30 protein-coding genes and 4 pseudogenes are annotated in these 26,024 nt (G+C 34.6%); 29 read left to right on the forward strand and 5 right to left on the reverse strand.

The window, feature by feature from the left end; genetic code table 11:
• Positions 1–62 precede the first annotated feature (62 nt).
• Positions 63–836 (forward strand): BcII family subclass B1 metallo-beta-lactamase, encoded by a 774-nt coding sequence (gene bla2 / locus K5S59_RS11235; RefSeq protein WP_120450606.1) that lies wholly within the window; start codon positions 63–65, stop codon positions 834–836.
• 461 nt (positions 837–1,297) lie between these two features.
• Here the strand turns inward: bla2 and K5S59_RS11240 are convergent.
• A pseudogene (locus tag K5S59_RS11240) lies at positions 1,298–1,562 on the reverse strand (hypothetical protein); the annotation flags it as partial.
• A gap of 161 nt (positions 1,563–1,723) precedes the next feature.
• Between K5S59_RS11240 and hcp the strand changes: the two are divergent.
• The 5 genes from hcp (at position 1,724) to K5S59_RS11265 (ending at position 5,883) form a co-directional block, all read left to right on the forward strand.
• Positions 1,724–3,010, forward strand: coding sequence for a hydroxylamine reductase (gene hcp, locus K5S59_RS11245; protein ID WP_120451105.1), 1,287 nt, complete (start codon positions 1,724–1,726; stop codon positions 3,008–3,010).
• A gap of 469 nt (positions 3,011–3,479) precedes the next feature.
• On the forward strand, positions 3,480–3,800 hold the full coding sequence (locus K5S59_RS11250) for a PadR family transcriptional regulator (RefSeq protein ID WP_000429486.1): 321 nt from the start codon (positions 3,480–3,482) through the stop codon (positions 3,798–3,800).
• Positions 3,801–3,875: 75 nt separating this feature from the next.
• A complete protein-coding gene (locus K5S59_RS11255) occupies positions 3,876–4,217 on the forward strand; it encodes a DUF1048 domain-containing protein (RefSeq protein ID WP_000891990.1) in 342 nt (113 codons plus the stop codon).
• Between the two features lie 154 nt (positions 4,218–4,371).
• Complete coding sequence (locus tag K5S59_RS11260; protein ID WP_000063316.1) at positions 4,372–5,133, forward strand: ABC transporter ATP-binding protein; 762 nt, start codon at positions 4,372–4,374, stop codon at positions 5,131–5,133.
• The gene (locus K5S59_RS11265) at positions 5,134–5,883 is read left to right on the forward strand and encodes an ABC transporter permease (RefSeq protein WP_120450604.1); all 750 of its coding nucleotides are present in this window, start codon (positions 5,134–5,136) and stop codon (positions 5,881–5,883) included.
• Positions 5,884–5,990: 107 nt separating this feature from the next.
• Here the strand turns inward: K5S59_RS11265 and K5S59_RS11270 are convergent, their stop codons facing one another.
• Positions 5,991–6,950, reverse strand: a complete 960-nt coding sequence (locus K5S59_RS11270) for a helix-turn-helix transcriptional regulator (protein ID WP_098258055.1) — start codon at positions 6,948–6,950, stop codon at positions 5,991–5,993.
• Between the two features lie 110 nt (positions 6,951–7,060).
• On the opposite strand from K5S59_RS11270, the gene K5S59_RS11275 reads away from it, so the two are divergent.
• The 3 genes from K5S59_RS11275 to K5S59_RS11285 all read left to right on the forward strand — a co-directional run bounded on the left by K5S59_RS11275 (position 7,061) and on the right by K5S59_RS11285 (position 8,662).
• On the forward strand, positions 7,061–7,540 hold the full coding sequence (locus K5S59_RS11275) for a GyrI-like domain-containing protein (protein WP_000801029.1): 480 nt from the start codon (positions 7,061–7,063) through the stop codon (positions 7,538–7,540).
• A gap of 146 nt (positions 7,541–7,686) precedes the next feature.
• Complete coding sequence (locus tag K5S59_RS11280; protein ID WP_001036176.1) at positions 7,687–7,944, forward strand: DUF3963 domain-containing protein; 258 nt, start codon at positions 7,687–7,689, stop codon at positions 7,942–7,944.
• Positions 7,945–8,029: 85 nt separating this feature from the next.
• Positions 8,030–8,662 carry a LysE family translocator gene (locus K5S59_RS11285; protein ID WP_000253396.1) on the forward strand — a complete coding sequence of 211 codons (633 nt, stop codon included), beginning with the start codon at positions 8,030–8,032 and terminating at the stop codon, positions 8,660–8,662.
• Between the two features lie 237 nt (positions 8,663–8,899).
• On the opposite strand, the gene K5S59_RS11290 is transcribed toward K5S59_RS11285, so the two are convergent.
• The gene (locus K5S59_RS11290) at positions 8,900–9,490 is read right to left on the reverse strand and encodes a TetR/AcrR family transcriptional regulator (protein ID WP_000169667.1); all 591 of its coding nucleotides are present in this window, start codon (positions 9,488–9,490) and stop codon (positions 8,900–8,902) included.
• A gap of 672 nt (positions 9,491–10,162) precedes the next feature.
• On the opposite strand from K5S59_RS11290, the gene K5S59_RS11295 reads away from it, so the two are divergent.
• From K5S59_RS11295 to K5S59_RS11320, 6 genes and pseudogenes are all read left to right on the forward strand, one after another.
• On the forward strand, positions 10,163–10,816 hold the full coding sequence (locus tag K5S59_RS11295; protein ID WP_120450602.1) for a CPBP family intramembrane glutamic endopeptidase: 654 nt from the start codon (positions 10,163–10,165) through the stop codon (positions 10,814–10,816).
• A gap of 218 nt (positions 10,817–11,034) precedes the next feature.
• Positions 11,035–11,343: pseudogene (locus K5S59_RS11300) on the forward strand (TetR family transcriptional regulator C-terminal domain-containing protein); the annotation flags it as partial.
• Between the two features lie 4 nt (positions 11,344–11,347).
• The gene (locus K5S59_RS11305; RefSeq protein ID WP_097843039.1) at positions 11,348–11,893 is read left to right on the forward strand and encodes a hypothetical protein; all 546 of its coding nucleotides are present in this window, start codon (positions 11,348–11,350) and stop codon (positions 11,891–11,893) included.
• 573 nt (positions 11,894–12,466) lie between these two features.
• Positions 12,467–13,189, forward strand: a complete 723-nt coding sequence (gene sigI, locus K5S59_RS11310; protein WP_097843041.1) for an RNA polymerase sigma factor SigI — start codon at positions 12,467–12,469, stop codon at positions 13,187–13,189.
• A complete protein-coding gene (locus K5S59_RS11315; RefSeq protein WP_302476566.1) occupies positions 13,182–14,555 on the forward strand; it encodes an anti-sigma-I factor RsgI family protein in 1,374 nt (457 codons plus the stop codon). Before sigI ends, K5S59_RS11315 begins: the two co-directional genes overlap by 8 nt.
• Before the next feature lie 175 nt (positions 14,556–14,730).
• Positions 14,731–14,994 carry an ArsR/SmtB family transcription factor gene (locus tag K5S59_RS11320; protein ID WP_048546570.1) on the forward strand — a complete coding sequence of 88 codons (264 nt, stop codon included), beginning with the start codon at positions 14,731–14,733 and terminating at the stop codon, positions 14,992–14,994.
• A gap of 224 nt (positions 14,995–15,218) precedes the next feature.
• Here K5S59_RS11320 and K5S59_RS11325 read toward each other — a convergent pair whose 3' ends face one another.
• Entirely contained in the window at positions 15,219–15,542 is a 324-nt protein-coding gene (locus tag K5S59_RS11325) for a winged helix-turn-helix transcriptional regulator (RefSeq protein ID WP_001072966.1), read from the reverse strand.
• A gap of 124 nt (positions 15,543–15,666) precedes the next feature.
• On the opposite strand from K5S59_RS11325, the gene K5S59_RS11330 reads away from it, so the two are divergent.
• The 5 genes from K5S59_RS11330 to K5S59_RS11350 all read left to right on the forward strand — a co-directional run bounded on the left by K5S59_RS11330 (position 15,667) and on the right by K5S59_RS11350 (position 19,995).
• Positions 15,667–16,200 (forward strand): NAD(P)H-dependent oxidoreductase, encoded by a 534-nt coding sequence (locus K5S59_RS11330; RefSeq protein ID WP_120451104.1) that lies wholly within the window; start codon positions 15,667–15,669, stop codon positions 16,198–16,200.
• A 133-nt stretch (positions 16,201–16,333) separates the two neighbouring features.
• Positions 16,334–17,833: a class I adenylate-forming enzyme family protein gene (locus K5S59_RS11335; protein ID WP_098258051.1), complete on the forward strand. Its 1,500-nt coding sequence runs from the start codon at positions 16,334–16,336 to the stop codon at positions 17,831–17,833.
• A 166-nt stretch (positions 17,834–17,999) separates the two neighbouring features.
• Entirely contained in the window at positions 18,000–18,548 is a 549-nt protein-coding gene (locus K5S59_RS11340) for a GNAT family N-acetyltransferase (protein WP_000985511.1), read from the forward strand.
• Between the two features lie 182 nt (positions 18,549–18,730).
• On the forward strand, positions 18,731–19,294 hold the full coding sequence (locus tag K5S59_RS11345; RefSeq protein WP_098258050.1) for a GNAT family N-acetyltransferase: 564 nt from the start codon (positions 18,731–18,733) through the stop codon (positions 19,292–19,294).
• Positions 19,291–19,995 (forward strand): SDR family NAD(P)-dependent oxidoreductase, encoded by a 705-nt coding sequence (locus tag K5S59_RS11350; protein ID WP_001264501.1) that lies wholly within the window; start codon positions 19,291–19,293, stop codon positions 19,993–19,995. Before K5S59_RS11345 ends, K5S59_RS11350 begins: the two co-directional genes overlap by 4 nt.
• Before the next feature lie 119 nt (positions 19,996–20,114).
• On the opposite strand, the gene K5S59_RS11355 is transcribed toward K5S59_RS11350, so the two are convergent.
• On the reverse strand, positions 20,115–20,324 hold the full coding sequence (locus K5S59_RS11355; RefSeq protein WP_000801657.1) for a hypothetical protein: 210 nt from the start codon (positions 20,322–20,324) through the stop codon (positions 20,115–20,117).
• A 175-nt stretch (positions 20,325–20,499) separates the two neighbouring features.
• Here K5S59_RS11355 and K5S59_RS11360 point away from each other — a divergent pair, with 175 nt between their 5' ends.
• The 9 genes and pseudogenes from K5S59_RS11360 to K5S59_RS11400 form a co-directional block, all read left to right on the forward strand.
• Positions 20,500–21,339, forward strand: a complete 840-nt coding sequence (locus K5S59_RS11360; protein ID WP_120450597.1) for a phosphotransferase family protein — start codon at positions 20,500–20,502, stop codon at positions 21,337–21,339.
• 27 nt (positions 21,340–21,366) lie between these two features.
• Positions 21,367–21,924 (forward strand): DUF7010 family protein, encoded by a 558-nt coding sequence (locus tag K5S59_RS11365; protein ID WP_001017281.1) that lies wholly within the window; start codon positions 21,367–21,369, stop codon positions 21,922–21,924.
• A 27-nt stretch (positions 21,925–21,951) separates the two neighbouring features.
• The gene (locus K5S59_RS11370; RefSeq protein WP_120450595.1) at positions 21,952–22,776 is read left to right on the forward strand and encodes an MBL fold metallo-hydrolase; all 825 of its coding nucleotides are present in this window, start codon (positions 21,952–21,954) and stop codon (positions 22,774–22,776) included.
• A gap of 52 nt (positions 22,777–22,828) precedes the next feature.
• Positions 22,829–22,918: pseudogene (locus tag K5S59_RS11375) on the forward strand (esterase); the annotation flags it as partial.
• A gap of 356 nt (positions 22,919–23,274) precedes the next feature.
• Positions 23,275–23,670, forward strand: coding sequence for a transcriptional regulator SpxA (spxA, locus tag K5S59_RS11380; RefSeq protein WP_000236195.1), 396 nt, complete (start codon positions 23,275–23,277; stop codon positions 23,668–23,670).
• Between the two features lie 30 nt (positions 23,671–23,700).
• Positions 23,701–23,835, forward strand: a complete 135-nt coding sequence (locus K5S59_RS11385; RefSeq protein WP_000573524.1) for a BA3454 family stress response protein — start codon at positions 23,701–23,703, stop codon at positions 23,833–23,835.
• A 192-nt stretch (positions 23,836–24,027) separates the two neighbouring features.
• Positions 24,028–24,441 carry an Rrf2-family transcriptional regulator SaiR gene (gene saiR / locus K5S59_RS11390; RefSeq protein ID WP_001083470.1) on the forward strand — a complete coding sequence of 138 codons (414 nt, stop codon included), beginning with the start codon at positions 24,028–24,030 and terminating at the stop codon, positions 24,439–24,441.
• A 125-nt stretch (positions 24,442–24,566) separates the two neighbouring features.
• Positions 24,567–24,902, forward strand: a complete 336-nt coding sequence (locus K5S59_RS11395) for an IDEAL domain-containing protein (protein ID WP_000987456.1) — start codon at positions 24,567–24,569, stop codon at positions 24,900–24,902.
• Positions 24,903–24,917: 15 nt separating this feature from the next.
• A pseudogene (locus tag K5S59_RS11400) lies at positions 24,918–25,004 on the forward strand (DUF3888 domain-containing protein); the annotation flags it as partial.
• Between the last annotated feature and the right edge of the window lie 1,020 nt (positions 25,005–26,024).

Consider the following 26,024-nt stretch of genomic DNA (forward strand, 5'->3'; position numbering starts at 1 on the left):
ATTTGAGATGAATTGTCTATTATAGGTAATAACTATTTCATTTGAAAGAAAGGGTGGGGAAAATGAAAAACAATACATTATTAAAATTAGGGGTATGTGTTAGTTTACTAGGAACAACTCAATTTGTTAGTACTATTTCTTCTGTACAAGCGGAACAAAAGCTAGAGAAAAAAGTAATAAAAAATGAGTCAGGAACCATTTCAATTTCTCAGTTAAACAAGCATGTATGGGTTCATACGGAGTTAGGTTATTTTAACGGAGAAGCAGTTCCTTCGAACGGGCTAGTTCTTAGTACTTCTAAAGGGTTAGTACTTGTCGATTCTTCTTGGGATGATAAGTTAACGAAGGAATTAATAGAGATGGTAGAAAAGAAATTTAAGAAGCGCGTAACAGATGTCATTATTACACATGCACACGCTGATCGTATTGGCGGAATTAAAACGTTGAAAGAAAGAGGCATTAAGGCGCATAGTACAGCACTAACTGCAGAACTAGCAAAGAAAAGTGGATATGAAGAACCGCTTGGAGACTTACAATCCATTACAAATTTGAAGTTTGGAAATATGAAAGTAGAAACGTTCTATCCAGGGAAAGGACATACAGAAGATAATATTGTCGTATGGTTACCGCAATACAACATTTTAGCTGGTGGTTGTTTAGTGAAATCTGCGTCCGCGAAAGATTTAGGAAACGTTGCTGATGCTTACGTAAATGAATGGTCTACATCGATTGAGAATGTACTGAAACGATATGGAAACATCAATTCAGTAGTGCCTGGTCATGGGGGCGTAGGGGAGAGAGATTTACTTTTACATACATTGGATTTGTTGAAATAAAAAATTATGGGAATAAAAAAGCGAGGAGAAACAATTTTCTCCTCGCTTTCTTCTAACTATATTTAAATGCGAAGCTATCAATTATGCCTGCATACGTTACTGAGATTTTAATTCCAAGTATACAAATACCAGTACCGTCATAATTGCTATAACAACGTAAGTAGCATCAAGCATTATAAGTGTTTTTAAAGTTTCAGTCATCTTAATTCACCTCTGGTATGAAAATATAACATAATCTCTTATCAATCAGATCAGAGATTATAAAGATAACAATGTACATGAAATTTCTTAAGTAGATTCTATATAAATATATCATATAAATAATGTAAACAATGTAAAGATAATGTAAATATATTGTAAAGAAAGGTGCGATTCATCATGTCTATAAATCTTTTGATTTGTAAATGCTATGTATCTCTCGTGTGCCGTATAGAACACATTTATAACATGTGAAAATAGATTCATTTTGATAAATCAATCATGATGCTAGCTGTTACTACATTTTCCTCTAATACTTCTACCTGTACTCGTTCATCATTTATCCAATTGATATTGAAGTTATCTGTCGTATACATTTCCTTAAGAGTGACCTCTTTATATTTTTCTAAAATGCTACCTCTTTTCCCATAATAGATTCTTCCAGTTGAACTGGGACTTGGTCCTTTTGATTGTTTCTCTAAGCTCGATAATATTTATTAGATTTGGAGATTGACTGCTTTTAAATGATCATGCGCAAGTATTAATGTCAGAAGACAGTAAAAATATTATGTCAACAATGTGAACTGTCACAAATTTATACTTAGTATTGTGATTGATATCACATCCTTTTTTCCTAATGGGTATTATGCTTGATTTGTAAGGAATGATTGGGAGAGGGTGGGATGATCATGTTTTGTTATCAATGTGAACAAACGCCAACAGGCGGATGTAAAGTAATGGGTGTTTGCGGTAAAAATGAAACAATTGCAAGTTTACAAGATACGATTGTGTTTGGATTAAAAGGAATTGCGGCTTATCGTACGCATGCTGCTCAGCTAGGGTATACGGATGCTTTTGTAGATGCTACAACGCAAGAAGCATTGTATATGACATTAACCAATTCTAACTTTAATGAACAAGAGCATATTGATATGGCTATGAAAGTTGGGAAATCTGCTTTACGAGTAATGGAGTTGTTAGATGAGGCGCATAAGAATCACTTTGGTGTTCCAGAGCCTGTTCAAATTACACAAAACTATGTAGAAGGTAAAGCAATTGTAGTTACTGGTCATAATTTGTTTGCGTTAGAAGAATTATTAAAACAAACAGAAGGAAAAGAAATTAATATTTATACGCACTCTGAAATGTTACCAGCACACGGGTATCCGCAGCTGAAAAAATATAAGCATTTAAAAGGAAACATCGGTAAGGCATGGTATGATCAACGACGTCTTTTTGAAAAATTTACAGGTGCCATATTAGCGACAACGAACTGTGTTATGCCAATTAAAGGATCATACTCTGATCGATTCTTTTCATATGATATTGCAGGTTTAGAAGGTGTACAAAAAATTGAAAATGATGATTTCACGCCGTTGATTGAAAAAGCGCTAGAACTTCCAGAAGTACATATGGAATCGGATGAACAGTTAGTAACAGGGTTTCATCATAATACAGTTTTATCATTAGCTCCAGAAATTATTGATGCAGTAAAAGAAGGAAAGATTAAGCGTTTCTTTGTCATCGCAGGTTGTGATGCTCCAGGAAAAGGCGGAGAATATTATCGTGAATTAGCAACGTCACTTCCGCCAGAAACAGTTATTTTAACGACTTCTTGCGGGAAATTCCGCTTTAATGATGTGGAGTACGGTGTTGTACCTGGTACAGAGATTCCGCGTTACATTGATTTAGGGCAATGCAATAATTCAATTTCTACAGTGAAAATAGCAGCCGCTTTAGCAGATGCTTTTCAATGCGAAGTGAACGAATTGCCAGTTAGTATTGTCCTGTCATGGTTTGAACAAAAAGCGGTTGCCATTTTACTTGGGCTATTTAGTCTTGGTATTCAAGATATTCGCATCGGTCCAAAGGCGCCTGAATTTATTTCACCTGGCGTGCTTGATGTTTTACAAGAAACATTCGGTTTAAAACTGATTACAACTGCAGCGGAAGATATGGAAATGATGTTATCGTAACAAAAGGATGATCTGTCTTATTAAGAAAAAGAGATTGCCTATAGTGCCCCAAAACAAAAATGTAGAATATTTGTTTTGGGGTATTTTCTTTTCTTGGCCGGATAGGTATGTGGCGAAATTTTTTCAAATAGGAAACCGGCTGTATCTAATAGGTAATAGTTGATTTTAGAAAAATATAAAAATCGAGTTGACATTTACAACTACTCAGTCATACAATGTAGAAGTAATAGGTGATACTGAGTAGTATTGTTTTTCAAAATGTTTTCAGTAAACAATAGGTAATAGCGGATTTTAGAAAAATTTTGAAAATTAGTTGACATTCATCGCTACTTAGTCATACAATGTAGTTGTAATAAGTAATACTGAATAGTGTAGTTTTACTCAAAAGCTATTCAGTAAAAATTCGCCTTAGTACTCTGTGATACTGAATATAAGTCAGACAGAATAGGGGGTAAAGGAGGATCAGGACATGGAAAATTTAACTGAAATGCTGAAAGGTTCACTGGAAGGGTGTGTGCTGGAAATCATTAGCCGCCGAGAAACGTATGGCTATGAGATTACCCGCCACCTGAATGATCTTGGATTTACCGAAGTCGTGGAAGGGACTGTTTATACCATCCTCGTACGATTAGAAAAGAAAAAGCTTGTGAATATTGAAAAGAAACCATCAGATATGGGACCGCCTCGTAAGTTTTATTCATTAAATGAGGATGGCCGTCAGGAGCTTGAATTATTTTGGAAAAAATGGGATTTTGTATCTTCAAAAATTAACGTCTTGAAGTCAAACTAGCTTCATAATATAAAATGTTCCGGCTCACATTTGGAGAGTTTCTTGTTCTGCTTTATAAAAAAGGAGGAAAATAAGATGTTGGAAATGTTTAAAAAATTAATTGGTGATAAAAAAGAATACAAAATGATGATGGCACGTGTTGGAGCACTGCCAGAGGACTATCAGTTTGTGTTTAAGAAAATTCAAAACTACATGTGGAATTTCTCAGCGGGTAATGGAATGGATATGCTGCACATACAGTATGAATTAATCGATTTGTTTGAAGCTGGTGCAGCGGAAGGCAGACAAGTGCTTGACATTACTGGGGAGGACGTAGCATCTTTTGCTGATGAACTAGTGGCAAACGCTAAAACATATGTCTCCAAGTATCGTGAAGATTTGAATGAAAGCATCATGAAGAAATTGAGAAAAAAATAAATGCAATTAGTAATATCGACTGATTAGCTGGTTACAAATGTGAATTGCCGCCATCGCTATTCAGTTCTATTTTTACACCGCTACTAAGTAATACAGAATATCAGTGATACTAAATAGAGGGTATAGGTAATTAATTTTATAAGGGGGAAAAAGTATGAGTAATGCAGCGATTTCTGTAAAAGGAATAAAAAAATCTTTTAAAGACAAAGAAGTCTTAAAGGGAGTGGATTTTGAGGTGCAGCGTGGTGAAATTTTCGCGCTGCTAGGCTCAAATGGAGCGGGAAAGACGACAACGGTCAACATCCTCTCGACGCTAATGAAACAAGATGATGGTGAAGTGAGTATTTGCGGATTTGATATCCAGCATCAATCAGATCATGTTCGTCAAAGCATTAGTTTGACAGGACAGTTCGCAGCTTTAGACGGCATGCTTACTGGAAGGGAAAACTTGATAATGATTGCTAAGTTACGTGGTGTTTATAATCCTGCCCAAGTTGCTGACAATCTACTTGCAAGATTTAGCCTGACTGATGCGGCTACCCAGAGGGCAGACCAGTATTCAGGCGGGATGAAGCGCCGACTTGATATCGCGATGAGTTTGATTGGGGCGCCAGCAGTTATTTTTCTAGACGAACCAACGACTGGACTTGATCCGGAAGCGCGGATCGAAGTGTGGGATACAGTCAAGGAACTTGCCGGCAGCGGCACAACAATCTTGCTCACAACTCAATACTTGGAGGAAGCAGAACAACTGGCTGACCGTATCGCTATTTTGCATGGCGGGAAAATTATTACGACAGGTACTCTTACTGAACTGAAAGAGATGTTCCCGCCAGCAAAAGTAGAGTATATCGAGAAGCAGCCGACATTGGAAGAAATTTTCCTTGCGATTATCGGTAAAAAGGGGGAGATGTAAATGAAAAGCAAAACAGGGGTATTACTAGGGCGCTTAATGCGTAATATTATGCGTAGTCCGGATACAATTATTACAGTAGCAATTACACCGATTATGATGATGCTATTATTTGTTTACGTATTTGGCGGGGCTATAAAGACAGGAACGGATAACTACGTTAATTATTTATTGCCGGGAATTTTGCTAATGGCCATCGCATCCGGTGTGGCTTACACTTCTGTGCGATTATTTACGGATGTAAAGAGTGGGTTGATGGCACGTTTCATTACGATGCCTATTAAGCGCTCATCGATATTGTGGGCTCACGTTTTAACCTCTCTTGTTGCTAATGTGCTTACTATCGTGGTGGTTATTCTTGTCGCGCTCTTAATGGGCTTTCGTTCTAGTGCTAATATGCTAGATTGGCTTGCGGTAGCTGGAATACTGGGGATGTTTACGTTAGCGCTAACATGGCTAGCAATCATTCCAGGGCTGAAAGCGAAGTCTATGGAAGGGGCGACAGCATACTCGTACCCACTTGTTTTTCTTCCATTTATTAGTTCGGCCTTCGTACCTACCGAAACGATGCCAAAAATTGTTCGTGTGTTTGCTGAAAATCAGCCTGTAACTTCAATCGTGAATGCAATTCGTGCCCTTTTATATGAAGGGACTGTTGGTAACGATATTTGGATTGCACTTGCTTGGTGCGTAGGGATCATGATTATCTCGTACTTTTTTGCTAGTAAAGTATTTAAACGTCAGTTAGGGTAAGTGAATTAAATCATCCGAAATTATGTATATTTTTGAAAAAGCACGGGGAGATTTTCCGTGCTTTTATTATTTGCTGTGCACTCATGGTAGAAAATACGGATTATCGCTCAAGGGCAATATAAAGATAGTCGTTCTTGTAAAACTTCTAATACTTCTTCAGGCAATTCCCTGATTGTAATATCCTTCCCTAGGAAAAGCAGCCAATTTGTCATCTCTGTCACTTCATCGGAATTGTGAACATCGATAAATGTTTTTAAAATAGCTGTAGATTGGTAAGGATTTGTATAAGATATAGAAACTTTGAAAGGATGGTATTTTTTGTACTGGGCAATCGCTTTTGGACCAAGTTCTAGTACAAGGTTAATTGCTTCGTCCTTCTTACTGAGTTTTTCTAAAATCTTTTTCTTATTTAACCTCTTTTTCGTTGTGTACGGTTCGATATTGATGAGATCATCGACAGGAAACATCAGCTTCTTTTCTTCTTTTAAGTCAAATCCTTCAATGATCCAATGGCTTTTTTCTTGATATAGGTGTAATAGATAAATTGGATAAGACTTGATTTCTTCTTCTTTGATGGTAATCAATAAATGTCTATCCAAAAGAAGGATTTGGATGAGTTTTTCTAACATAGGGTGGGGGAGGTCAGAAAGCTCAAGTAGATCGGGATTATGAGGATTAGTCCCTTCAAAAAGTAAGAGTTGATTTAAAAGAACAAGGTCATCTTGCTGTGTTTCTGAGATGAGTCCTAGTAGTTTTTCGGCTAAAGACTGGCGGCTCTTTAGGTAGGGAAGTTGTTGATTTCTTGTAGCCATAAAGGCAATAAAAAGTGCTTTGACTTCGTTATCAGTAAAACGAACAACGGGCAGGATAGAATTATGCATGACAAAATATCCACCAGTTCGCCCAACTTCAGCGACAAGTGGCATGCCCATAGCTTCAATTTCTCTAATGTCTCTAATAGCTGTCGATCGTGATATGTTAAATTCTCGTATGATTTCAGTAATTGTAAAGTGGGAGCGGTTGTTGATATACCGCATAATTGTATTGATCCGTTCAACTTTTTTCATTTGAGTCTCCTAAACAGTATCATTTTTTGACATGATTTAAAGATATTATAAACGTATCAAATGAAAAGATAAATCATTTGATTCATTTTAAAAGAAGGCAGGTTTTGAATATGAAAAATTATACGATTGAAGAAAAAGATAGCTTTATTGTGTTAGGTATTGGAACTGAAATTAAGAGTGACTATACAGACTTTGCTGGAATCAATAAAGAAAAGGAAGACTTTTGGTCGGCTGTTAAAGAAGATGGAAGGCTCGATACTTTAAAAGCTTTAGCTACAAACGAATACATTTTTTCTGTGAGCGAAGCGGTAAATAACAAGATGATGTATTATGCTGGTGTTATGACAGAGGCACAAATAGAAGAAGAATCTAGAGTGATACAGTTTCCGAAGGGCGAATACTTAGTAGTGAAAGGGGAAGACAAAACGGCTGAAGAGCTAAGTAATAAGCTGACTGGTATCGCCTTCGGTCAAGCTTTACGAGAAGCAACGGATTTTGCTTATGTTGGTGGGCCAAATACAACGGTTGAGATGGGGCAGAGAGACGGTTTAGTATTTGGTGAAATGTGGATTCCGGTTGTTAGGAAGTAAAGTGATAAAAGGTACGAATATGGAAAGTAGAGGCTAACAATATTGAATTGTTGGCCTTTTTGACATAAATAAATTATTCATATGCAGCTACACATGATGTTCTGGTAAAATGGAATAAAAGGGAATTATTGTAAGGTTGTGGCGGGGTGAATAAAAAAAGGATATTTGAGTTATTCATAGTAGTGTTTGTTTTTCTATTCCTTCATGTAAGCACATATACCAATGAAAAATTTAACGATAAATTGGGTTCCTTTACTTTCATTGTTCTATTTCTTATGGTTTATATTAACGCTATATTTATAGAACGATATTTTGATGATATACAAAAGTGGGTTCGAAATATCACAATTTGTTTTGCTTTGTTAGTAGTTGCTGCAGTATCACTATGGATAGGGTATTTTTAAAGCTTAACTTAATTGATCTTATCTTTCCTCAGTCATGATAAGATTTACAATAGGAAGTTTTATGTAACATAAAGGGGGAAGGTTTATGGTTAGCTTTAGTACTTTGTTAGCCTTTGCAATAGTTTCACTTAGCATGGTTTGCTCACCTGGGCCTAATATGATTTATCTTATCTCTCGTTCCATTACGCAGGGACGTATGGCAGGATTTATTTCTCTCTTGGGTATTATGTTCGGATTTGTAATTTATATAATCGCAACAATGTTCGGACTGACAGTTTTATTCCTTGCAGTACCCGCTGTCTACGAAGCAGTCAAGTGGGCAGGTGCTGCTTACTTGCTTTGGCTCGCCTGGAATTCGATAAACCAGGGTGCTACTTCTATTATGGAACCTCGTACTATTTCTAATGAGCCACCACGGAAATTATTTCTAATGGGACTTATGACTAATCTTTTAAATCCAAAGATTGCTATTTTGTATGTGTCACTTTTACCTCAATTTGAAGATCCTGAGAAGGGATCGTTGCTTCTACAAGGTGCAGTTTTAGGCCTTACGCAAATCACTGTTAGTTTTATAGTCAACCTTTTAATTGTGTTTACAGCAAGCAAAATTGCTACATGGTTTGGCACACGCCCAACGTGGCTGCGAGTGCAGCGTTGGCTTATGGCAAGTGTCTTAACGGGTCTTGCTGTACGTCTTGCTTTTGAACGCCGACAGTAGGAGTATCTAAAAATTTGAAGATCTTTTTTAATGTTACGGCAGGAATACCATTTTTTATTTTAAGGGTAGGATAAAAAGGAGAGGTATGTGAAAAATAGATTGGTTGTATGCCTAATATACAACGTCTAAAAAGCTAAAAATTATTCACCCCTCTCATAAATAGAAGATCATGTTTATGAGAGGGGTTTATTCAATTTGAGCCTATAAAAATTGAATGAAAGCAATGCAAGTTCTCACTTATTTAGAATAAGAGAAAAGATGATGTTTTATTTGTTCTATAAAATACTGATGGTGTACATTATCGTTAGATACTCGACTTGCCATAATAGCGCCCTCCATTGAAGATGCAAGAAAAGAAGCGAGCGATATAATGTCTATATCTTCTTTAAGCTCTTGTTTCTCTATTCCTTCTTTTATGAGAGAAGCCATTAACATTACTGTATCATCATAACCTTTTGCTGCTGCTGTTTGTAATTCTGGGAATACTCCAGTACTTTCAATTGCGCTATTAAGCAAAGGACAGCCTCCAGCAATAGGAGGATTATTAGCTGCATCTTGATATACAAGGAAAATTGCAAGGATTTTATCGATTGCTGTCTTTTTATTTTCCATTGCTTTATGAAAATGCCCCCACATAATCTCACCACTTTTGTCGTAGGCAGCAAGGACAATTTCTTCTTTATTTTTGAATCTACGATAAATAGACCCTTTAGGTAGTTCAGTAGCTGTCATTATATCCTGGATGGATGTGCGAGTTATCCCATTAGTATTAAATAAATATAAAGATGTTTCAATAATTTTTTCCTTTACCGTATCAACTTTAGTCATGCTTTGTAGTCCTCCTAATAAAACCGAGCTTAATATTCCAGGTAATGTTTATCCTCTATTTTTTTGTAAGTATAAATAAGTGTGAAGCAAAAATATAGTATCAATCCCTATCTTATGGAAACCTCAAATAGTACAGTTTGAACAGAGGTTAATCAAATTGTATTATTTATAATTTTTAAATGAATTTTCTGTCAAAAATAACATGATCAATTGTTTAATTTATTCATGTTAGAAAACTAATTTTACCTAAAATCGTAGAAGATGTAAAAATATATAGTTAATTTGAGTGCATAGACATATGAGTATTATATATAATCTTCATCAATATGTTTAGCTAAAGTGTTTGAACTACTCCCACTTTTACTTCTTATATAATAATATCTCTCGCAGTTCTTGTGGATAAAAGCCTGATCACTTCATTCTATAAAAGAAATAATTAATGAGTACTGGAATGTGATTGTAAATAAGAAACCGAGTTATAAATATATTTGCTTTTTTCTATTTTGTTAATCATTTGTAAAAAGGGTTTAAAAAACTAGAAACTTATAGTATCATTATATTCCGGACCGGACCGTTCGGTCTGTTGACTTATATGAATATATTTTGGAAGGAGAACTTTATGCAGAAAGAAAAATCAAAGATTGTAGGTAATTTAATTAGGAGGATAACAAAATGAACTTTATAAAAATGAATAAAAAAGAACTTATTATGTTAGTAATCTTTACACTGTTTGTACCATTTCAAATTGGCTTGTTCATATTATTTGGCATATCAATTTTAACTAATGTCAATTTAGTTGAATCAGAATTTCTTCTTAGTGCCATCGGTTTTACTGTATCTGCTATTGTAGGAATAATTTTCTTTAGGAAAGAAATCATTCAAAGTTTTACTTATTTTAAAGAGAAAACAATTTTGAAAATAGTGAGTATTCCTATGGTGGTTTTACTTATGATGATTATTGAAAGTTCTATTATGCATTTTCTAGCAACTGGTCAGCCAGAGAATCAAGAACAGCTCCTTGAAAGGGGTGGGGAGGTACCTCTTATATTTACATTGCTTGTATTTGGTATTCTGGGTCCAATACTTGAAGAAATTGTGTTTCGTTATATTTTGATAAATCGCTTTTCACATTATATTGGTACTGCCATTGCATCTATCATTTCGATTCTAATCTTTACATTCCTTCATACGAACCAGCTTTCTGATTATGCCATTTATTTACCAGGCGCGGTGATACTTACTATTGCTTATCTGATTTCTAAAAGATCCCTTGCATATGTCATGGCGATACATATGTTAAACAATTGCCTTGGTTTCATTCTGTAAGAAATTAAACTTAGCTCTGTTACGAAGTTGAAAACTAGATACAGATATTGATAAATGAGGAGTACAATTTAGACAGTGACTTATGATTCATGTAATTCCTTGTACTTCAAAAAACCACAGTTTGGGTGTGAACTGTGGTTTTTTTATATAGGGGCCCAACATATCGCCATCAAGCTAAGCTCAGACAACGTCAATTTTTGTTTTGTTAGCTTAATAGCAATAAGGAAGAAATGTTGGAAGGGAAGGTTTGGATTACATTTTTAGGAATCTCTTTTAGTTCCCCAGAGCTTATTGAACTTCGGAAGAAAATGGATGACCATACGAGGTACCTGATGGGAATGATCCTAGATTTTATGAAGGAGTTAGGATACGTTACACCAGGATACAATAGAGAGTTTGAATTGGAGATACTGTAGGGATTTATCGATGGGCTAGTAATTCATGCCCTTCAAACACCAGAATCATATCCAGAAGAAAAAGTGAATCAACTTATTGAGTATTATTTAAAAGAAAAAAAGAGGGATTGATCGCATGAATAAAGTTTTCATTATTATTCTTGTAGTTGTTATCGTATTGATTATTAGGCAGCTTATCCCTAAGAAAGTAGATAGTTTTGATCTTCTTGGTATACCAATCATGGCTATAATTAGAACTTATATGGGTCTTCCAAATAAATTGGAATTTATTATTACAATTGAATTAATTAGCTTGCTTATATTAGGAGCGATAGTTGGTTATTGGCAAGCTAAGAGAGTGAAAGTTTTCCAGCATAACAATCAATTATGTAGTGTTGGAGGCTATTCGTATATTATCGGATGGATTATTATGCTTTTAGGAAGATTTGTTATTTTATTATTGTTCAATCTTAATTCTCTCATATCAACATTTCATGCAGGGCAGGAACAATTTATGAGTGAAGTAATTAGAGTTCTTTCGCATGCTGGAGATTGGTTAATATGGTCTACTATTCTTGCATCTTCCATCATGTATACTGTTACCTTATATAAGGATCATCCGGATATCAAAAAAATTATACATGCTCGTTTTAAAGAAATAAAACAGCGGATTAAAGATTAATTTAACTAATGCGAATTGTAAAAGTATGTATTTGTTGCTTTAGGTCTGCCAACTATACCTATCAACTTAATAAAAAACGTTATCCTTTCTAATAATTTTGCTTGTTTAGAAAGAATAGCGTTTTTATTTTATAAAAATATTTTTTGACCCCCATAAAATGATTTATTCCTCCGAATATATATAGTATGAAAGAAAAAGAAGCCATGAAAGTAAAGTAAATATCAAAAACAACATTGAATCATTAATAAAATTGCTAGATAAATTTAGGAATCTGAAATATAAGGTTGAAATTACCAAACGTATAGAGAAGAGTTATTCAAGGATTGCAGATAAAATAGAAAAAGAGCAAGCAAAAAAAGCGGAAGAAAATAAGAAAGTACATGAAAAATACAAACTTAACTTTAGTGCCGAGAGAAAAAGAAAATTATTAAGAAAACGGTGAAAAAAGTTGGTCTCGAAAAATATAAGTAACAGCAAGAGGATAAACCTCAAGAAAAGTACTAACAAAATGTGGTTGAATGGTCATTTGTTTAGTGGCCTTTTTGCTATTTGAAGGAGGCTGGGAGATTACTAGTGTTGAGTTTAGTAATGAAGATCCTAAGAAAACCGAAAATAGAAGATATCGTATGTAACATACAAAACAACGGAGGAGATAAGGAAGCATTTATCGTACAGTATCAGCCTTTTATTAGAAAATCAATCTCGTCTGTCTGTCGCCGATATATTACAGAACAGGATGATGAATATAGTATTGGACTGTTTGCGTTTAACGAAGCAATTGAACAGTATTCATATAAAAAAGGGAAATCTTTTTTAGCGTTTGCTGATCTTCTTATAAAAAGAGATGTAATTGATTATATACGCAAGGAGTCTAAGCATAACTTTGTCTTTTTAAAAGAAGATGAGCAAGAGGAAATGTTAGAAATGCAAGTATCGCTTACGGAGTATATGAAAGAGATGGAAAATAGTAACCGTAAGGAGGAAATTCTTCATTTTCAAAGTGTGTTGGCTGAGTTTAAAATCACATTTTCAGAGCTTGCTAAAGAATCTCCTAAGCATCGTGATACGCGTGAGCACCTAATAGAAATTGTGAAGATTATTATAAAAGAAGAGGAAATGATGGAAGAGCTCTTCCGAAAGAAAAAATTACCCTTAAAAGATATTGAACCACTTGTTAGGGTAAGTCGTAAAACGTTGGAACGACATAGAAAATACATTATTGCAATGTGCATTATTTTTGCAAACAACTATACATATATTCTTGATTACATAAGAGGGGAAAAGCATGATGAATAAAGGAATTGTGATGGATATAAAAAAGCATAACGTAGTTGTTTTAACTCCAAATGGAGAGTTTATTACATTTAAAAGAAAAGCGCATCCATACATGATAGGAGAGGAAATCTCGTTTAACAAACAAGAACAAAGAGCTCCGCGTTTTTCAATACCACCTTTCTTAAAGCCTACAACAGTAATTGTTGCTGGTTTTCTATGCGTATTGCTGTTTTTCTACAATCAACCAGAAGAAAAAGTGTTTGCTTATGTCTCAGTTGATATAAATCCAAGTTTAGAGGCGAGCGTAACGGAGGATCTTCGTGTTATAGATTTGCGGGCTTGTAATGATGATGGAAGGCGTATTTTACAAGAAATGAAAGGGTGGGAAAATAAATATCTGCAAGACGTAATACGTACGATTATAAAGCAGAGTCAAGAGGATAAGTACTTAACAAATGATAAGAAAGTTATGCTAACGGCTGTTGCAAAGGACAAGTCGCTAGAACCACAGTTGGAAAAGGCTTTGCAGGAATTAAAGAAAGAGTATGAGATAAAACATATTACAGTTGAATATCAAAGCAGTACGATGCAAATACGGGAGGATGCCAAGAAAGCAGGAGTTGGAACGGGCGTTTATATAAAACAAGAGAATGAGAAGAAAAAATCGCTTACTCCACCTGCACCGCCGTCTAATCAAGAACAAGAAAAGTCATCTTCTGATGCATTATCGGACGCACCTCCTGTAAAAGAAGAAAGCAACGAGAAGAAAGAGTATATAGAACAAAAGCAATCTAAGGAACAGCAACCGAAGCAAATAAAAGAAAATAATGGAAATCGACAAGAGAACAACGGAAGAGAATCGCAAGGAAATAATGGTAGAGGGTCTCAAGGAAATAGTGGACATCAGCAAGAGAACAACGGAAGAGGCTCGCAAGGAAATAATGGGCACCAGCAAGAAAACAACGGTAGGGGATCACAAGGAAATAATGGGAATCAGCAAGGGAACAACGGAAGAGGATCACAAGGGAATAATGGAAATCAGCAAGGGAATAACGGAAGAGAATCACAAGGAAATAATGGGAACCAGCATGAGAATAACGGAAGAGGCTCGCAAGGGAATAATGGGAACCAGCATGAGAATAACGGAAGAGGCTCGCAAGGGAATAATGGGAACCAGCATGAGAATAACGGAAAAGGCTCGCAAGGGAATAATGGGAATCAGCCAGGGAACAATGGTAGAGGATCACAGGGGAATAGTGGAAATCAGCAAGGGAATAACGGAAGAGAATCACAAGGAAATAATGGGCACCAGCAAGGAAACAACGGAAGAGAATCGCAAGGGAATAACGGGAATGGTCAAGGAAACAATGGTAGAGGGTCTCAGTAAGGAAAGTTCCTATCACATAATATAGAGTGTAAGAAAAATCTATAGAATTGGGAGGATTCCCTCTATCTGAAGAGATTTTTTAATTTTTTTTTAAAATGACGGACATAAAATCGTATATCCTTTCGAATTATATATATGGATATCATTAATAGTTATATAAAAGGGGAGAAAAAATATGAAAATGTATGAAGAAATCACTGAAGTATTAAAGGTATTAGCACATCCTGTCCGTTTATCATTAGTAAAAATAATGCTTGCAAAAGGTCCTATTAACGTAACGACAATGTATGAAACATTACAAATGCCTCAAAGTACAATTAGTCAACATTTATCTAAACTAAAAGCTACTAAAGTCGTTACAGGTACTCGGAAAGGATTAGAAATTTATTATGAAGTAACGGATAACCGTACAAAAGCGATATTATTAAGTTTAGCTTAAAGGGTGACTGTTTAGACTTCAAAATGAAGTAAGCAATTCAGCGACTATAATTATCTTATTAACATTAGTCGTATGCGTTGTTGTTTTTAATTTGTTTTATACACTTCTTTATTTGGGTCTTGCCGTATCACTATCAAGCTAAATTTTAAAGGGACTATAAAAATGAAAGTTATCTTATTAGGGTCTTTTTGTTAGCTTGATAGTGATGTGCCGTTCCCACTAGTTTAGTCATGTAATCTTTTCATTTGATGATCTTTTCCCCATTCACATAGTTCATCCATAATTTGCATTAAAGATTTCCCATACTCACTTATTGTGTATTCAACCTTTGGTGGTACTTCTTGATATACAGTACGATGGATAATCCCATCAGCTTCAAGTTGCCGAAGTTGTTGAGTCAGAACTTTTTGCGTAATGTTTGGGATTTCTCGTCGGATTTCACTTGTTCGCATTTTTCCATCCATTAACACACATAAAATATGAACTTTCCATTTTCCGCCGATTACATCGAGTGTCGTTGCAATTGGGCAGTCATCATTTTGATTCATATAACACCTCCACAGGTACTTTAAGGTTCCTATAGCACTTTAAAGTACGTACTTTTCAATTATATGTGACTCATTCATACTAATACGTAAAGGTTTGAATAATTTATAAAGGGGATGGAAGATGATGAAAACACTTGTAATTGTAGCACATCCTGATATTGAAAAATCAAAAATTAATAAAAGATGGATTGAAGAACTTGAGAAATATTCGGATGAAATTACGGTGCATGAATTATATAAAGTGGCACCAAATTGGGAGTTTAATATTGAAGAAGAACAAAAGCTGTTAGTAGAACACGACCGATATATATTTCAATTTCCGCTATACTGGTACAGCTCACCACCACTATTAAAAAAATGGTTTGATGATGTATTAACATATGGATTTGCGTACGGATCAAAAGGGGATAAAGTGAAGGGAAAAGAGTTTGGTGTAGCTATTTCTATAGGTGGATTAGAAAAAGACTATGAAAATAGTGGGATCACGATGGATGAGTTAACAAAACCATTTCAAGCTACGTGCTTATATACAGATATGAAATTTATACCTTCGTTTTATTTATACGGTGCTGAATATAAATTAAGTGATGAAGAGATTGATAAAAGCGCACCGGAGTATGTACGATATGTGATGAATAAGGAGTATTCTAATATATAAGAGGGAATAGCCATTTACTTGTTAAGTAGATGGCTATTTTTATAAAATTTATATTCACTAAGTATAATCTTTAGTAAATTAATAGTTAATCTGGTAAAATAAAAAACCTAACATATATAAAGGGGAGTTTTACTTGAGAACGATGCAAAAATTATTACAAAAAAGAGCAATGCAGTCACCAAATTTGGAAGCGCTTGTAGGCGGAGAGAAAAGGTATTCGTTTCAACAGTATAATGAACGAGTAAATCAGCTTGCACACTATTTGTTACAGAACGGTGTACAAATAGGAGATCGCATTGGAATACTATGCAAAAATAATCATCCGTTTCCAAGTGTGATGATGGCAAGTTTAAAAATTGGAGCGGTATGTATTCCGTTAAATCATCAGCTTACTGCTTTTGAATTAGAAACGATTGTAAAAGAAGCAAAATTAAAAGTGTTAGTTATTGATGAAGAATTTCATGAAGCTTTAAAGATTGATGCTGTTAAAGAAATTCCTTATGTAATTAAAACGACAGAAGAAGGCTTTGGTACATTTGAAGTAATATTACAAGAACAGCCAAGTACAGAACCGAACGTAGAAGTTCATGAAGATGATGATGCGATTTACTTATTTACTTCAGGAACGACTGGACAGGCAAAAGCATGTGTAATTGGACATAAAAACTTACATCATTATTTTACTGAAATTGCGGGCCAAAGAGAATTTCCTGCAGGTGAACGCTTTTTATCCGTACATCCATTGTTCCATATGAGTGGGGTGCTTTCTATTTTAAATTGCATTTATCATGGTGTTACGATGATCTTCTTAGCTGATTCGAATCCTACTCTTATTTGGGATAAGATTGAAGAAGAGAAGATTACGACGATGCTTGCGTTCCCAGCTGTTTATAGCTACATGCTTGATGAGCTAAATAAAAAAGAACGTAACATTTCAACTTTTAAAGTAGCGCAAAGCGGTGGTACAAAAGTGCCAGAAACACTTATTCAAAAATATATGGAAAAAGGAATATATATGGTGCAAGGATATGGAAGTACAGAAGGTTGGGTAGTCACTTCTTGGCATCCAATGATGGGAAAAGAAAAGATGTCTTCTGTAGGAAAAACTCTTAAACATGTAGAGCTGAAAATCGTCCATCCAGAAACAGGTGATGAACTAACAACAAATGAAGTTGGCGAGATTCATGTGAAAAGTCCATACATGTTTAAAGGGTATTGGAATAATGAAAAGGCGACAAAGAAGGTAGTAAAAGATAATTGGTTTAACATGGGCGATGCTGGCATGATAGATGACGATGGATTCCTGCATATTATGGGAAGATATAAAGACGTTATCATTCGCGGTGGTGATAACGTATATCCAGATCAAGTAGAAGATATTATTCATGAAATACATGGTGTTTTAGAAGTTGCAGTAGTTGGAGTTCCAGATGACTTTTGGGGAGAGATTCCGACAGCGTACATTGTAAAAGATATGCAAACGTCTTTAACGGAAGAAGAAATTATACAGCATTGTAAAGAAAAACTAGCAAGCTATAAAATACCCGAAGTTGTATTTATGGAAGAATTACCGAAAAATGCTTTAGGGAAAGTATTGAAGAGGGAATTAAGAGAAGATGTACTTGTAAAATAAAAAGTGATTAGATGATGAGGAATCCAGTTATGTACAAAGCATAACTGGATTTTTTGTTTATGATTCTGTTAGTGGATATTGTTAATATTTGAAACTTTTTGTTTATTTTTAGTGTAATATTGAAAATAAAGGAAGTTAATTAATTTCAGTACAAGGGGGAGAAAATGTGGCTATAAAATTAGAATCTGAGCATTTATGTATAGAACCTTTTACCAATGATGATGTATGTAGAATTAAAGAATTAGCTAATGACAAGGAATTAGCCAATATTCTTGGGCTTCCACACCCATATAAATTGGAGTTCGCGCAAGATTGGGTTGATATGCAACCAGAACTTATAAGGCAAGGAATCGAATATCCTTTAGGAATCATTTCTAAAGAATCAAGAGAAATTGTAGGTACAATTACATTAAGAATTGACAAAGGTAACAATAGAGGTGAGCTTGGTTATTGGATTGGTAAGAATTATTGGGGGAAAGGTTTTGCAACCGAGGCTGTAAATAGAATGATTCATTTTGGTTTTATTGAATTAGGTTTAAATAAAATTTGGGCATCTGCTATTTCCAGAAACAGATCATCGATTAAGGTGTTAGAAAAGTCGGGTTTGCGTAAAGAAGGCACATTGAGACAGAATAGACTTTTATTAAATACATATGAAGATGTTGATGTTTATGGGATATTAAAGACAGAATATACCGTTTTAAATCATAGATAACATTGGTAGTGTAATGGCAAAAGGAAACCCTTCAGAACGGGGTTTCCTTTTTGTATGTCTCAAAAATCGACATTGTAGTTTAACAGGGCTCTGTTTATCAAAAACATAATAATTTACTAGATTTTGTATTTTGTGTAAGATAATAAAGAATATTCAATTATTAATTAAAGGAAGAGATATAGATGAAGCTGCCGCTATTACAAGTAGAGACAGAGAGACTTAGTATCCGTCCGTTTCAAAAAGAAGATTATAAAAGTTGGCTAGATGGATTCCAAATGCGTTTACCAGCTCAGTATAAATACGATGATGGCTATCATGACATGTCGTCTTCAACAAAAGAATGGTTCGCGGAATGGATAAGAGGTTTTGATGAAGCAGCACATCGAGATGAGATGTATGTATTAGGTATTTTTCGTAAAGAAGACGGAGCTAATATTGGAAAGCTAGAGCTTATAAAAATTTTACGTATGGACTATCAGTGGGCGATGATGGGATATTCCATACATAATCAATACTGGAAAAATGGATATGGCATGGAAAGTGTGAAAGCTGCGTTATCGTTATTTTTTAATAGCCTTCGTTTTCATAGAATTGAATTACATATACATGTTGATAATGAACCATCCGTTCATCTTGCAGAAAGAGCTGGTTTTTCTTTTGAATGCAAGAGAGAGGCGTTTTCTTTAGAGAATGGGAAGTGGATGGATTTTCTTATTTATTTTAAAAATAAGGAGATGGAAATATGAGAGTTCTAATTACAGGTGGAAATCGCGGATTAGGGTTACAGTTAGTAAAAGTATTTCATGAAAATGGGCATATCGTTTATCCGTTAGTCAGAACTGAGGTTGCGGTTACGCAATTGAAGCAAATGTTTAGTAGTAGATGTTTTCCTATATTAGCAGACTTATCAATTGATGAGAGTACGGAGCAAATTAAGAACCAGCTTAAGGAATATACAGAGTATATTGATTTAGTTATAAATAACGCTGGAATTACTGGGAAGGAGACTGAGGTTTTACAGACGAATTCAGAAGAGTTAACGGACGTATTTAACATTCATTGCTTAGGTGTAATTCGAGCTGTAAAAGGTACATATGTGGCTTTAGCGAAATCGGATCATCCGAGAATAATAAATGTGTCCTCTCGATTAGGATCATTACATAAAATGGCGAACAAAGAGTTTCCGCAAGGTCAGTTCTCATATTCCTATCGAATTGCTAAAGCAGCGCAAAATATGTTAACACTCTGCTTACAACAAGAGTTTGAAAGTAAAGGAATTCGTGTAACGGCAATTCATCCTGGAAAATTAAAGACTGACATTGGTGCCTTTGATGCGAATATGACTCCGGCTGAAGGTGCACAAAATATATATGATTGGGTAATCGATTCAAATGGGGATGCTTCAGGGAAGTTTATTGAGCCTGGTGTGGGGGAATTGAAGTGGTAAAGTGTGATTTTATAAGTATTCAATAACCATTTGGAATTTTGTGGATAACATGAAATGGTTTGCTACACATAAGTACAATTGGATAAAAAAAGAAAGCCCGGAATACACCCGGACTTTCATTATCTGTTCAACACTTCAATATACGAAGCATCTCCAGTCGTTCTTACAGCAGAGCGGAAATTGTTATTTTCTAACGTTTTAGCGACTTGTTGTAACTGCTGTACATCATCATGATGGATTAGTAAGCTGTCTACACCGCTTTCTTCTATATGAATGTGCTCGACATTTCCAATGGCATCATGTACCGCTTTTAAAAATTCTGGTTTCATATTGTCCTCCTATATGTATGTAACGTTGTTGTTAGTATTTCCCTATTTTTGAAATATAAAAGTAAATGAATTTTTGTTATATTAAGATTTTGGAAGGGGTTTCCTATTAGTTTGTCAAATAATAGTAAAGTTGCCCTTTGAATTAAGGGAATCTTCGGAATTAAAGGGTGGGAGAATGGACATTTCAATAATTGCTGCACAACTAGTTAAGGAGAAAGTTATTTCACATAATCCAAATAGCGTAAAAGCGTTGAACGGAGGAACGACAAGTACTGTTTATTTGTTGGATGAAAAATATGTAGTAAAGCTGAATGAAGCGGAAGTAATACGTGAAGAAGCTCATTTTCTTTCTTTTTATGAGGGTAATACTTTATTTTCAAAGCTTTTGTATAAGGAACCTTTACATACTTATATTGTGTATTCTTTCCTTGAAGGGAGTACGTGGTGCGAACAAGGACATAAACGAAGTACGCTTCGTACACTTGTAAAAGAAGTGATCAATAAGTATAAAATTGTTCCAGAGGCAGATGGCTGGGGCTGGAAAGAAAATCCGGTTCAATCTTGGAATGAATTTTTAACGACAAATGTGATGGAAGCTTATGAAAATGTAAGACGTTACATAAGTGAGGAAGAGTATAGAACCGTTCTTAAACTAGCGAATAGGGATGCCGGAGTAAATCAGCCATTTTTATTACATGGTGATTGCGGATTTCATAATTTTATATTTCGAGAGAATAGGTTACATGGCGTAATTGATCCGTTACCTGTTTTAGGAGAACCTTTATATGATTTAATTTACGCGTTTTGTTCAACTCCTGAAGATCTTACAAAAGAAACGATTGCTTATGCGATGAAGCAATGTTTATTTCATAAAAAAGAACGAGATTTGTACGGGGAGATAGTCATAGGATTATATTTGCGTATAGATACATGTTTGAGGCACCACCCGAAAGATTTAGAAGAGTATTTAGTAGCTTGGCGTTATTGGATGGACGAAATCAATCCGGCTTTATAGTACAAATAGTTGGGGGGAGATAGTGAAATGAACATAGCAGAAGCAAAAAAAGATTTAGCGCAAAAAACGAAGAAGGGAGTTCCTGTTATAATAGCTGGTATTTTGTTTTGGATTGTAGCGAGTGTAACGGGTATCCTTCTTTCTGAAAAGCAAGTTGTGTGGGTGTATTTAATTGGGATGGGTTGTGTGTTTCCTTTAGGTTTAATGATAGCTGCCATATTAAAAATTGATATGTTTGCGAAAGGAAATCCGCTAGGGACTTTAGCTGGATTAATTGGCGGGATAAATGTATTAAATATTCCGTTTGTATTACTTGCCTATTTTCAATTTCCAGAGTGGTTACCTTTTGTAGTAGCGATGTTAATAGGTGTTCATTTTGTACCGTACGTATGGATTTATGAGAGTAAAAGTTATGGTTTATTGTCAATAGGGACTGTATTCCTAACTTCAGTTTGCGGGATTCTTTTTGCAGACGATGGATTTACTGTCATTCCATTGTCAGTTACAGCTGTCTATTTACTGACTCTAATAGGTTTATTAATTGAAAATAAAAAACTAGATCATTATCAACAAAAATCAGCTTAATAAAAATATAGGGTAGGGGGAATTATTATGAAAAATTTCGTTTGTACAACGTGTGGCGTACAGTATGCGGCAAGTGTGGAAGAACCGGTAAGTTGTGTTATTTGTGATGAGGAGAGACAATATGTAAATCCAAAAGGGCAGTCTTGGACGACTTTAGAAAACTTGCGAACGAGTGATACATATAAAAATGAAATGATAGAAGAAGAGCATGGACTTTATAGTATTACGACAAAACCAAAATTTGCAATCGGTCAAACGGCATTTGTCGTAAAGACGGATTCTTATCGATTATTATGGGATTGTATTACGTATTTAGATGAAACGACAATTGAGAAGGTAAAAGAGTGGGGCGGGTTAGATGCGATTGCACTATCTCATCCTCATTATTATTCAACACAAGTAGAATGGGCAGAAACGTTTGACGTACCAATTTATATACATGAAGACGATAAAGAGTGGGTAGTACGCCCGAGTAGTCGTATTATTTACTGGTCTGGGGAGTCTTTACAATTAGCGGACGGAATTACTATTCATCGTCTCGGAGGACATTTTAGCGGCGGTTCTGTATTACATTGGGAAGAAGGAAATGACGGGAAAGGTATTTTATTAACAGGTGATATTATTCAAGTCGTAGCGGATCAGCAGTGGGTGAGCTTCATGTACAGCTATCCGAACTTAATTCCATTACCGGCGAGAAAAGTGGAGGAAATGGCGAATCGAGTGAAGCCTTTGCAATTTAACCGTTTATATAATGCTTTTCACGGGGTAGTGAAAGAGAATGCAAATGAGGCAGTGGAACGTTCTGCTGAAAGATATATTAAAGCGGTAGAAGGGAAGTTATTTCGTACGTAAAAGGAGAATTAGCTCTATGAAAACGTTAGTATGCTTCGGTGATAGTATTACAGCTGATGAAAAAGACGGTTTACATTTTGGCCGACAAGGTTATGAATATGTAGCGGAGTTAATTGGTAAAAAGTTAAAAGGGATTTTGTAAGAAGCAAAGTGTGCGCGCTTTGCTTTTTTGTTCGCGTATTTACTCTTGCAATGCTGCTGTGTTCAATGCAGTAGCTTTTATTATGCTAAACATGTAGGAAAGAAATGAATAAAGTGGAATATAATTTGTTCCACTAATGGAATGTATCCAAGACTTAACAGTTGATTAATAGAACTGTAAAGTTTAAAATTACAGTATGGTTTTTAGAAGTGAGTTGCCATCGTTTGTAAAAAACAGATAAATTAAATATTCTCGAATAAATAATCTAACGTGTATTTCATTCTAAACTGTAATTTTTTTAAATACATTTTAATAATCTATATAATAATTTAAAAAAGTAAAGGAGTGTGTAAAATATGGTGATTTTATATACGACAGCAAGCTGTAGTTCATGCCGAAAAGCAAAAGCATGGCTTGAAGAACATCAAATTGATTATACCGAAAAAAATATCGTATCAAATTCGCTTACAGTTGATGAACTTAAATCCATTCTTCGTTTAACTGAAGATGGTGCTACTGAAATTATTTCAACTAGATCTAAAACTTTTCAGGAATTAAATATAAATATTGAGGCGCTTTCGCTTAATGAGTTTTATAAATTAATAATTGAGTATCCTCAAATGTTACGTCGTCCAATTATGTTGGATGAAAAAAGATTACAGGTTGGTTTTAACGAGGATGAAATTCGAAAATTTTTACCGCGTAGCGTTCGAACATTTTTGAATATGGAATTGCAAAAAATGGCTAATTAATAAGTAATATTTTGAAAGGAGGAAACAGAAGTGATTGAAGTATGTGTTACAGTTAATTATAAAGATAGAAACTATCGCACAAATGTTATTGTGAGTAAAGATACGATTTGGTCACAAATTAAACAATTGGCAGAAGAACAAGTTAAGAAACAGTGGACTGTTTAAATTGATTTGTAACTTAAAAAGTTAATTGAAGTTAGGAGATATAGGGGAGTTCTGATAGAATATAAAGAGATTTATTTTTTCATGCTAAGCATGCTTCTTATATTTTTACGTTTGACTAACCTATCTGTAATATTTATGGCTACAGTATGTTACTAAGCGAGAAATCATATTTTTTATCGTAGGAGGACAACAATGAACAGCGACTTTACCTTGGCCATTCACAGTTTAACTTATTTAGCTTTACAGCCAGATCGGATGTCAACAAGTAATGCTATTTCAGAAAGTGCAGGTGTTCATCCCGTACGCATTCGAAAAGTGCTAAGTTTGTTAAAAAAACATAAGTTTATACAATCAAAAGAGGGAACTGGTGGAGGTTTTATTTTTGCTCGTGATTTAAGTGAAATTAATCTTTGGAATATTTATCAAATAACCTCTGAAGGGGCATTGCAGCCGAAGTGTCCAGAATCAAATGATCAGTGTATTGTAGGTTCGAATATGCGGAAAGTTCTTTTTGCTATTTTCTTAGGTGCGGAAGAACATCTAGGTGAATATTTAAAGAATTATACAATGAAAGAAGTTGTTGACCTTATTAATCAAGAACGTTAAGCGGCTTAATTATTATGTAGCCGTGAGTTCTTAAAAAATAACTGTAATTAAAAATAATACAGTTTAAGCTGTTTTTTATATCTTTTTTATCGGTACAAAAAATATTTATAAGAAGGTGAAAAAGTATGATGTCAAATAATAATCATGTTTTAAAAGAGGGAGATTGGGTTCGTGGAATATCAAATGAGGGTGAATTCATAGTTGGTTACATTGTATCACTTGATGAAGTGGAAGATGTAGTTACAGTTAGCATTGTGAAACGTGACGACAAGTACACAATGAACGAAGCGATTTTACTCTTTAGTAAACACGTTAACAAACTCCCTGAATCAAAGGTAATAAATAAGGAGCAAATCCTTTATCTTATAGACCTTGCATTATTAACAGGGGATGAAGAATGGTTTATTGAGCTCTCTGCAAAATTAAACTCGATAAGAGAGCTAGTTAATGAGGGATTTTAAAGATTATATTATTATATTTTCTATGTAACTGTAAAAATTCAAACTTTTGAAGGGGCAAACAATCCGCCTTATGGAGAGGACACAATTACTTTTCGTATAAAGTGAAACTTTAATCAGTGGGAGTTTTGTTCATCCCCCACTGATTATTAGTTGAACCAATCGGACGTTTACGGACATTTAACTTCTCTCCTCTAACTGAATTTTGAGGTGGGAGTTTTACTGTCCGTTAACGCGGGATAAAAGGAAATGAATTAAAATCCATTCATTACAAACATAGAAATATCTCTGAAGAAGAGTTGAAAAAACTACAATTAAGATGACATTGAAGTGATTTGTTTGCTCCCTCCTAATAATAATGTAAATAAGCTGTCCATATGGGCAGCTTATTTTTCCGTTTAGCGTAGATTTTGCAAAATATTAGCGGTTCTCTCATTGCCATCAAGTTAAAATATGTATTTTCCTAAAAATGTATATGAATGCAATAGTGGTAATATATATCCTGAAAATTGGTTTATGTATTTGAAGAGATACTTCTTTTAACCACATTAATTATTTATTAGAATATCTTTTTTAGTTTGAAATAAAATTTTTCGATAAAGAAAAATATAAAATTTTTAAAATGAGTAGCTTAAATAAACAATATTTTACTGTATTTTATGCTAATTAATTCCGTTATAAGTGATAGGGGCAAGGGTTGCGCGCTAACTGTAAAATATTATCCATGTAAAATTATATCCAATTAATATTTCTGAAAATATAAAAATATTAATTTTATAAATATACACGTTATAATGAGGGCGTCGAGAGAAATTTTATTATCTCTGGAGAAAATATAAAAAATGCGATTATTAGTAAGAAGGGTGTGTGGTTAGAGGCGAAATGTATGTAAAGTGCTTCAGTGGCTTGTGTAATCAATACCATAAATGCTGCCGAAGCTATTAAAGTGATGTATAGAATTGAGAAAGAAATGCCTCACAAATGATGAGAGGCTGGTTTAGCTAAAATTACTGTTAAAAGTAAAAAAGAGAAACCATTAAAGTAATACACTGTTATTAAAAATGTTGCAACGTACTATATGAAGTCTATTCTATATTGTTCTCTTAAGCGGTCTTTATATAAAGA

This window comes from Bacillus sp. BML-BC051 (assembly GCF_019656175.1).
Taxonomy (GTDB): Bacteria; Bacillota; Bacilli; order Bacillales; family Bacillaceae_G; genus Bacillus_A; species Bacillus_A mobilis.

Excerpts from the sequence above, each read along its gene's own strand:
- spxA (WP_000236195.1), top strand. The coding sequence starts at position 23,275 with ATGGTGATTTTATATACGACAGCAAGCTGTAGTTCATGCCGAAAAGCA.
- bla2 (WP_120450606.1), top strand. The coding sequence starts at position 63 with ATGAAAAACAATACATTATTAAAATTAGGGGTATGTGTTAGTTTACTA.
- K5S59_RS11350 (WP_001264501.1), top strand. The coding sequence starts at position 19,291 with ATGAGAGTTCTAATTACAGGTGGAAATCGCGGATTAGGGTTACAGTTA.
- K5S59_RS11275 (WP_000801029.1), top strand. The coding sequence starts at position 7,061 with ATGAAAAATTATACGATTGAAGAAAAAGATAGCTTTATTGTGTTAGGT.
- K5S59_RS11320 (WP_048546570.1), top strand. The coding sequence starts at position 14,731 with ATGAAAATGTATGAAGAAATCACTGAAGTATTAAAGGTATTAGCACAT.
- K5S59_RS11365 (WP_001017281.1), top strand. The coding sequence starts at position 21,367 with ATGAACATAGCAGAAGCAAAAAAAGATTTAGCGCAAAAAACGAAGAAG.
- K5S59_RS11395 (WP_000987456.1), top strand. The coding sequence starts at position 24,567 with ATGATGTCAAATAATAATCATGTTTTAAAAGAGGGAGATTGGGTTCGT.
- K5S59_RS11260 (WP_000063316.1), top strand. The coding sequence starts at position 4,372 with ATGAGTAATGCAGCGATTTCTGTAAAAGGAATAAAAAAATCTTTTAAA.
- K5S59_RS11255 (WP_000891990.1), top strand. The coding sequence starts at position 3,876 with ATGTTGGAAATGTTTAAAAAATTAATTGGTGATAAAAAAGAATACAAA.
- K5S59_RS11325 (WP_001072966.1), bottom strand. The coding sequence starts at position 15,542 with ATGAATCAAAATGATGACTGCCCAATTGCAACGACACTCGATGTAATC.
- K5S59_RS11330 (WP_120451104.1), top strand. The coding sequence starts at position 15,667 with ATGAAAACACTTGTAATTGTAGCACATCCTGATATTGAAAAATCAAAA.
- K5S59_RS11270 (WP_098258055.1), bottom strand. The coding sequence starts at position 6,950 with ATGAAAAAAGTTGAACGGATCAATACAATTATGCGGTATATCAACAAC.
- K5S59_RS11250 (WP_000429486.1), top strand. The coding sequence starts at position 3,480 with ATGGAAAATTTAACTGAAATGCTGAAAGGTTCACTGGAAGGGTGTGTG.
- K5S59_RS11265 (WP_120450604.1), top strand. The coding sequence starts at position 5,134 with ATGAAAAGCAAAACAGGGGTATTACTAGGGCGCTTAATGCGTAATATT.
- K5S59_RS11285 (WP_000253396.1), top strand. The coding sequence starts at position 8,030 with ATGGTTAGCTTTAGTACTTTGTTAGCCTTTGCAATAGTTTCACTTAGC.
- K5S59_RS11355 (WP_000801657.1), bottom strand. The coding sequence starts at position 20,324 with ATGAAACCAGAATTTTTAAAAGCGGTACATGATGCCATTGGAAATGTC.
- saiR (WP_001083470.1), top strand. The coding sequence starts at position 24,028 with ATGAACAGCGACTTTACCTTGGCCATTCACAGTTTAACTTATTTAGCT.
- K5S59_RS11305 (WP_097843039.1), top strand. The coding sequence starts at position 11,348 with ATGAATAAAGTTTTCATTATTATTCTTGTAGTTGTTATCGTATTGATT.
- K5S59_RS11345 (WP_098258050.1), top strand. The coding sequence starts at position 18,731 with ATGAAGCTGCCGCTATTACAAGTAGAGACAGAGAGACTTAGTATCCGT.
- K5S59_RS11370 (WP_120450595.1), top strand. The coding sequence starts at position 21,952 with ATGAAAAATTTCGTTTGTACAACGTGTGGCGTACAGTATGCGGCAAGT.
- K5S59_RS11360 (WP_120450597.1), top strand. The coding sequence starts at position 20,500 with ATGGACATTTCAATAATTGCTGCACAACTAGTTAAGGAGAAAGTTATT.
- K5S59_RS11290 (WP_000169667.1), bottom strand. The coding sequence starts at position 9,490 with ATGACTAAAGTTGATACGGTAAAGGAAAAAATTATTGAAACATCTTTA.
- K5S59_RS11295 (WP_120450602.1), top strand. The coding sequence starts at position 10,163 with ATGAACTTTATAAAAATGAATAAAAAAGAACTTATTATGTTAGTAATC.
- hcp (WP_120451105.1), top strand. The coding sequence starts at position 1,724 with ATGTTTTGTTATCAATGTGAACAAACGCCAACAGGCGGATGTAAAGTA.
- K5S59_RS11315 (WP_302476566.1), top strand. The coding sequence starts at position 13,182 with ATGAATAAAGGAATTGTGATGGATATAAAAAAGCATAACGTAGTTGTT.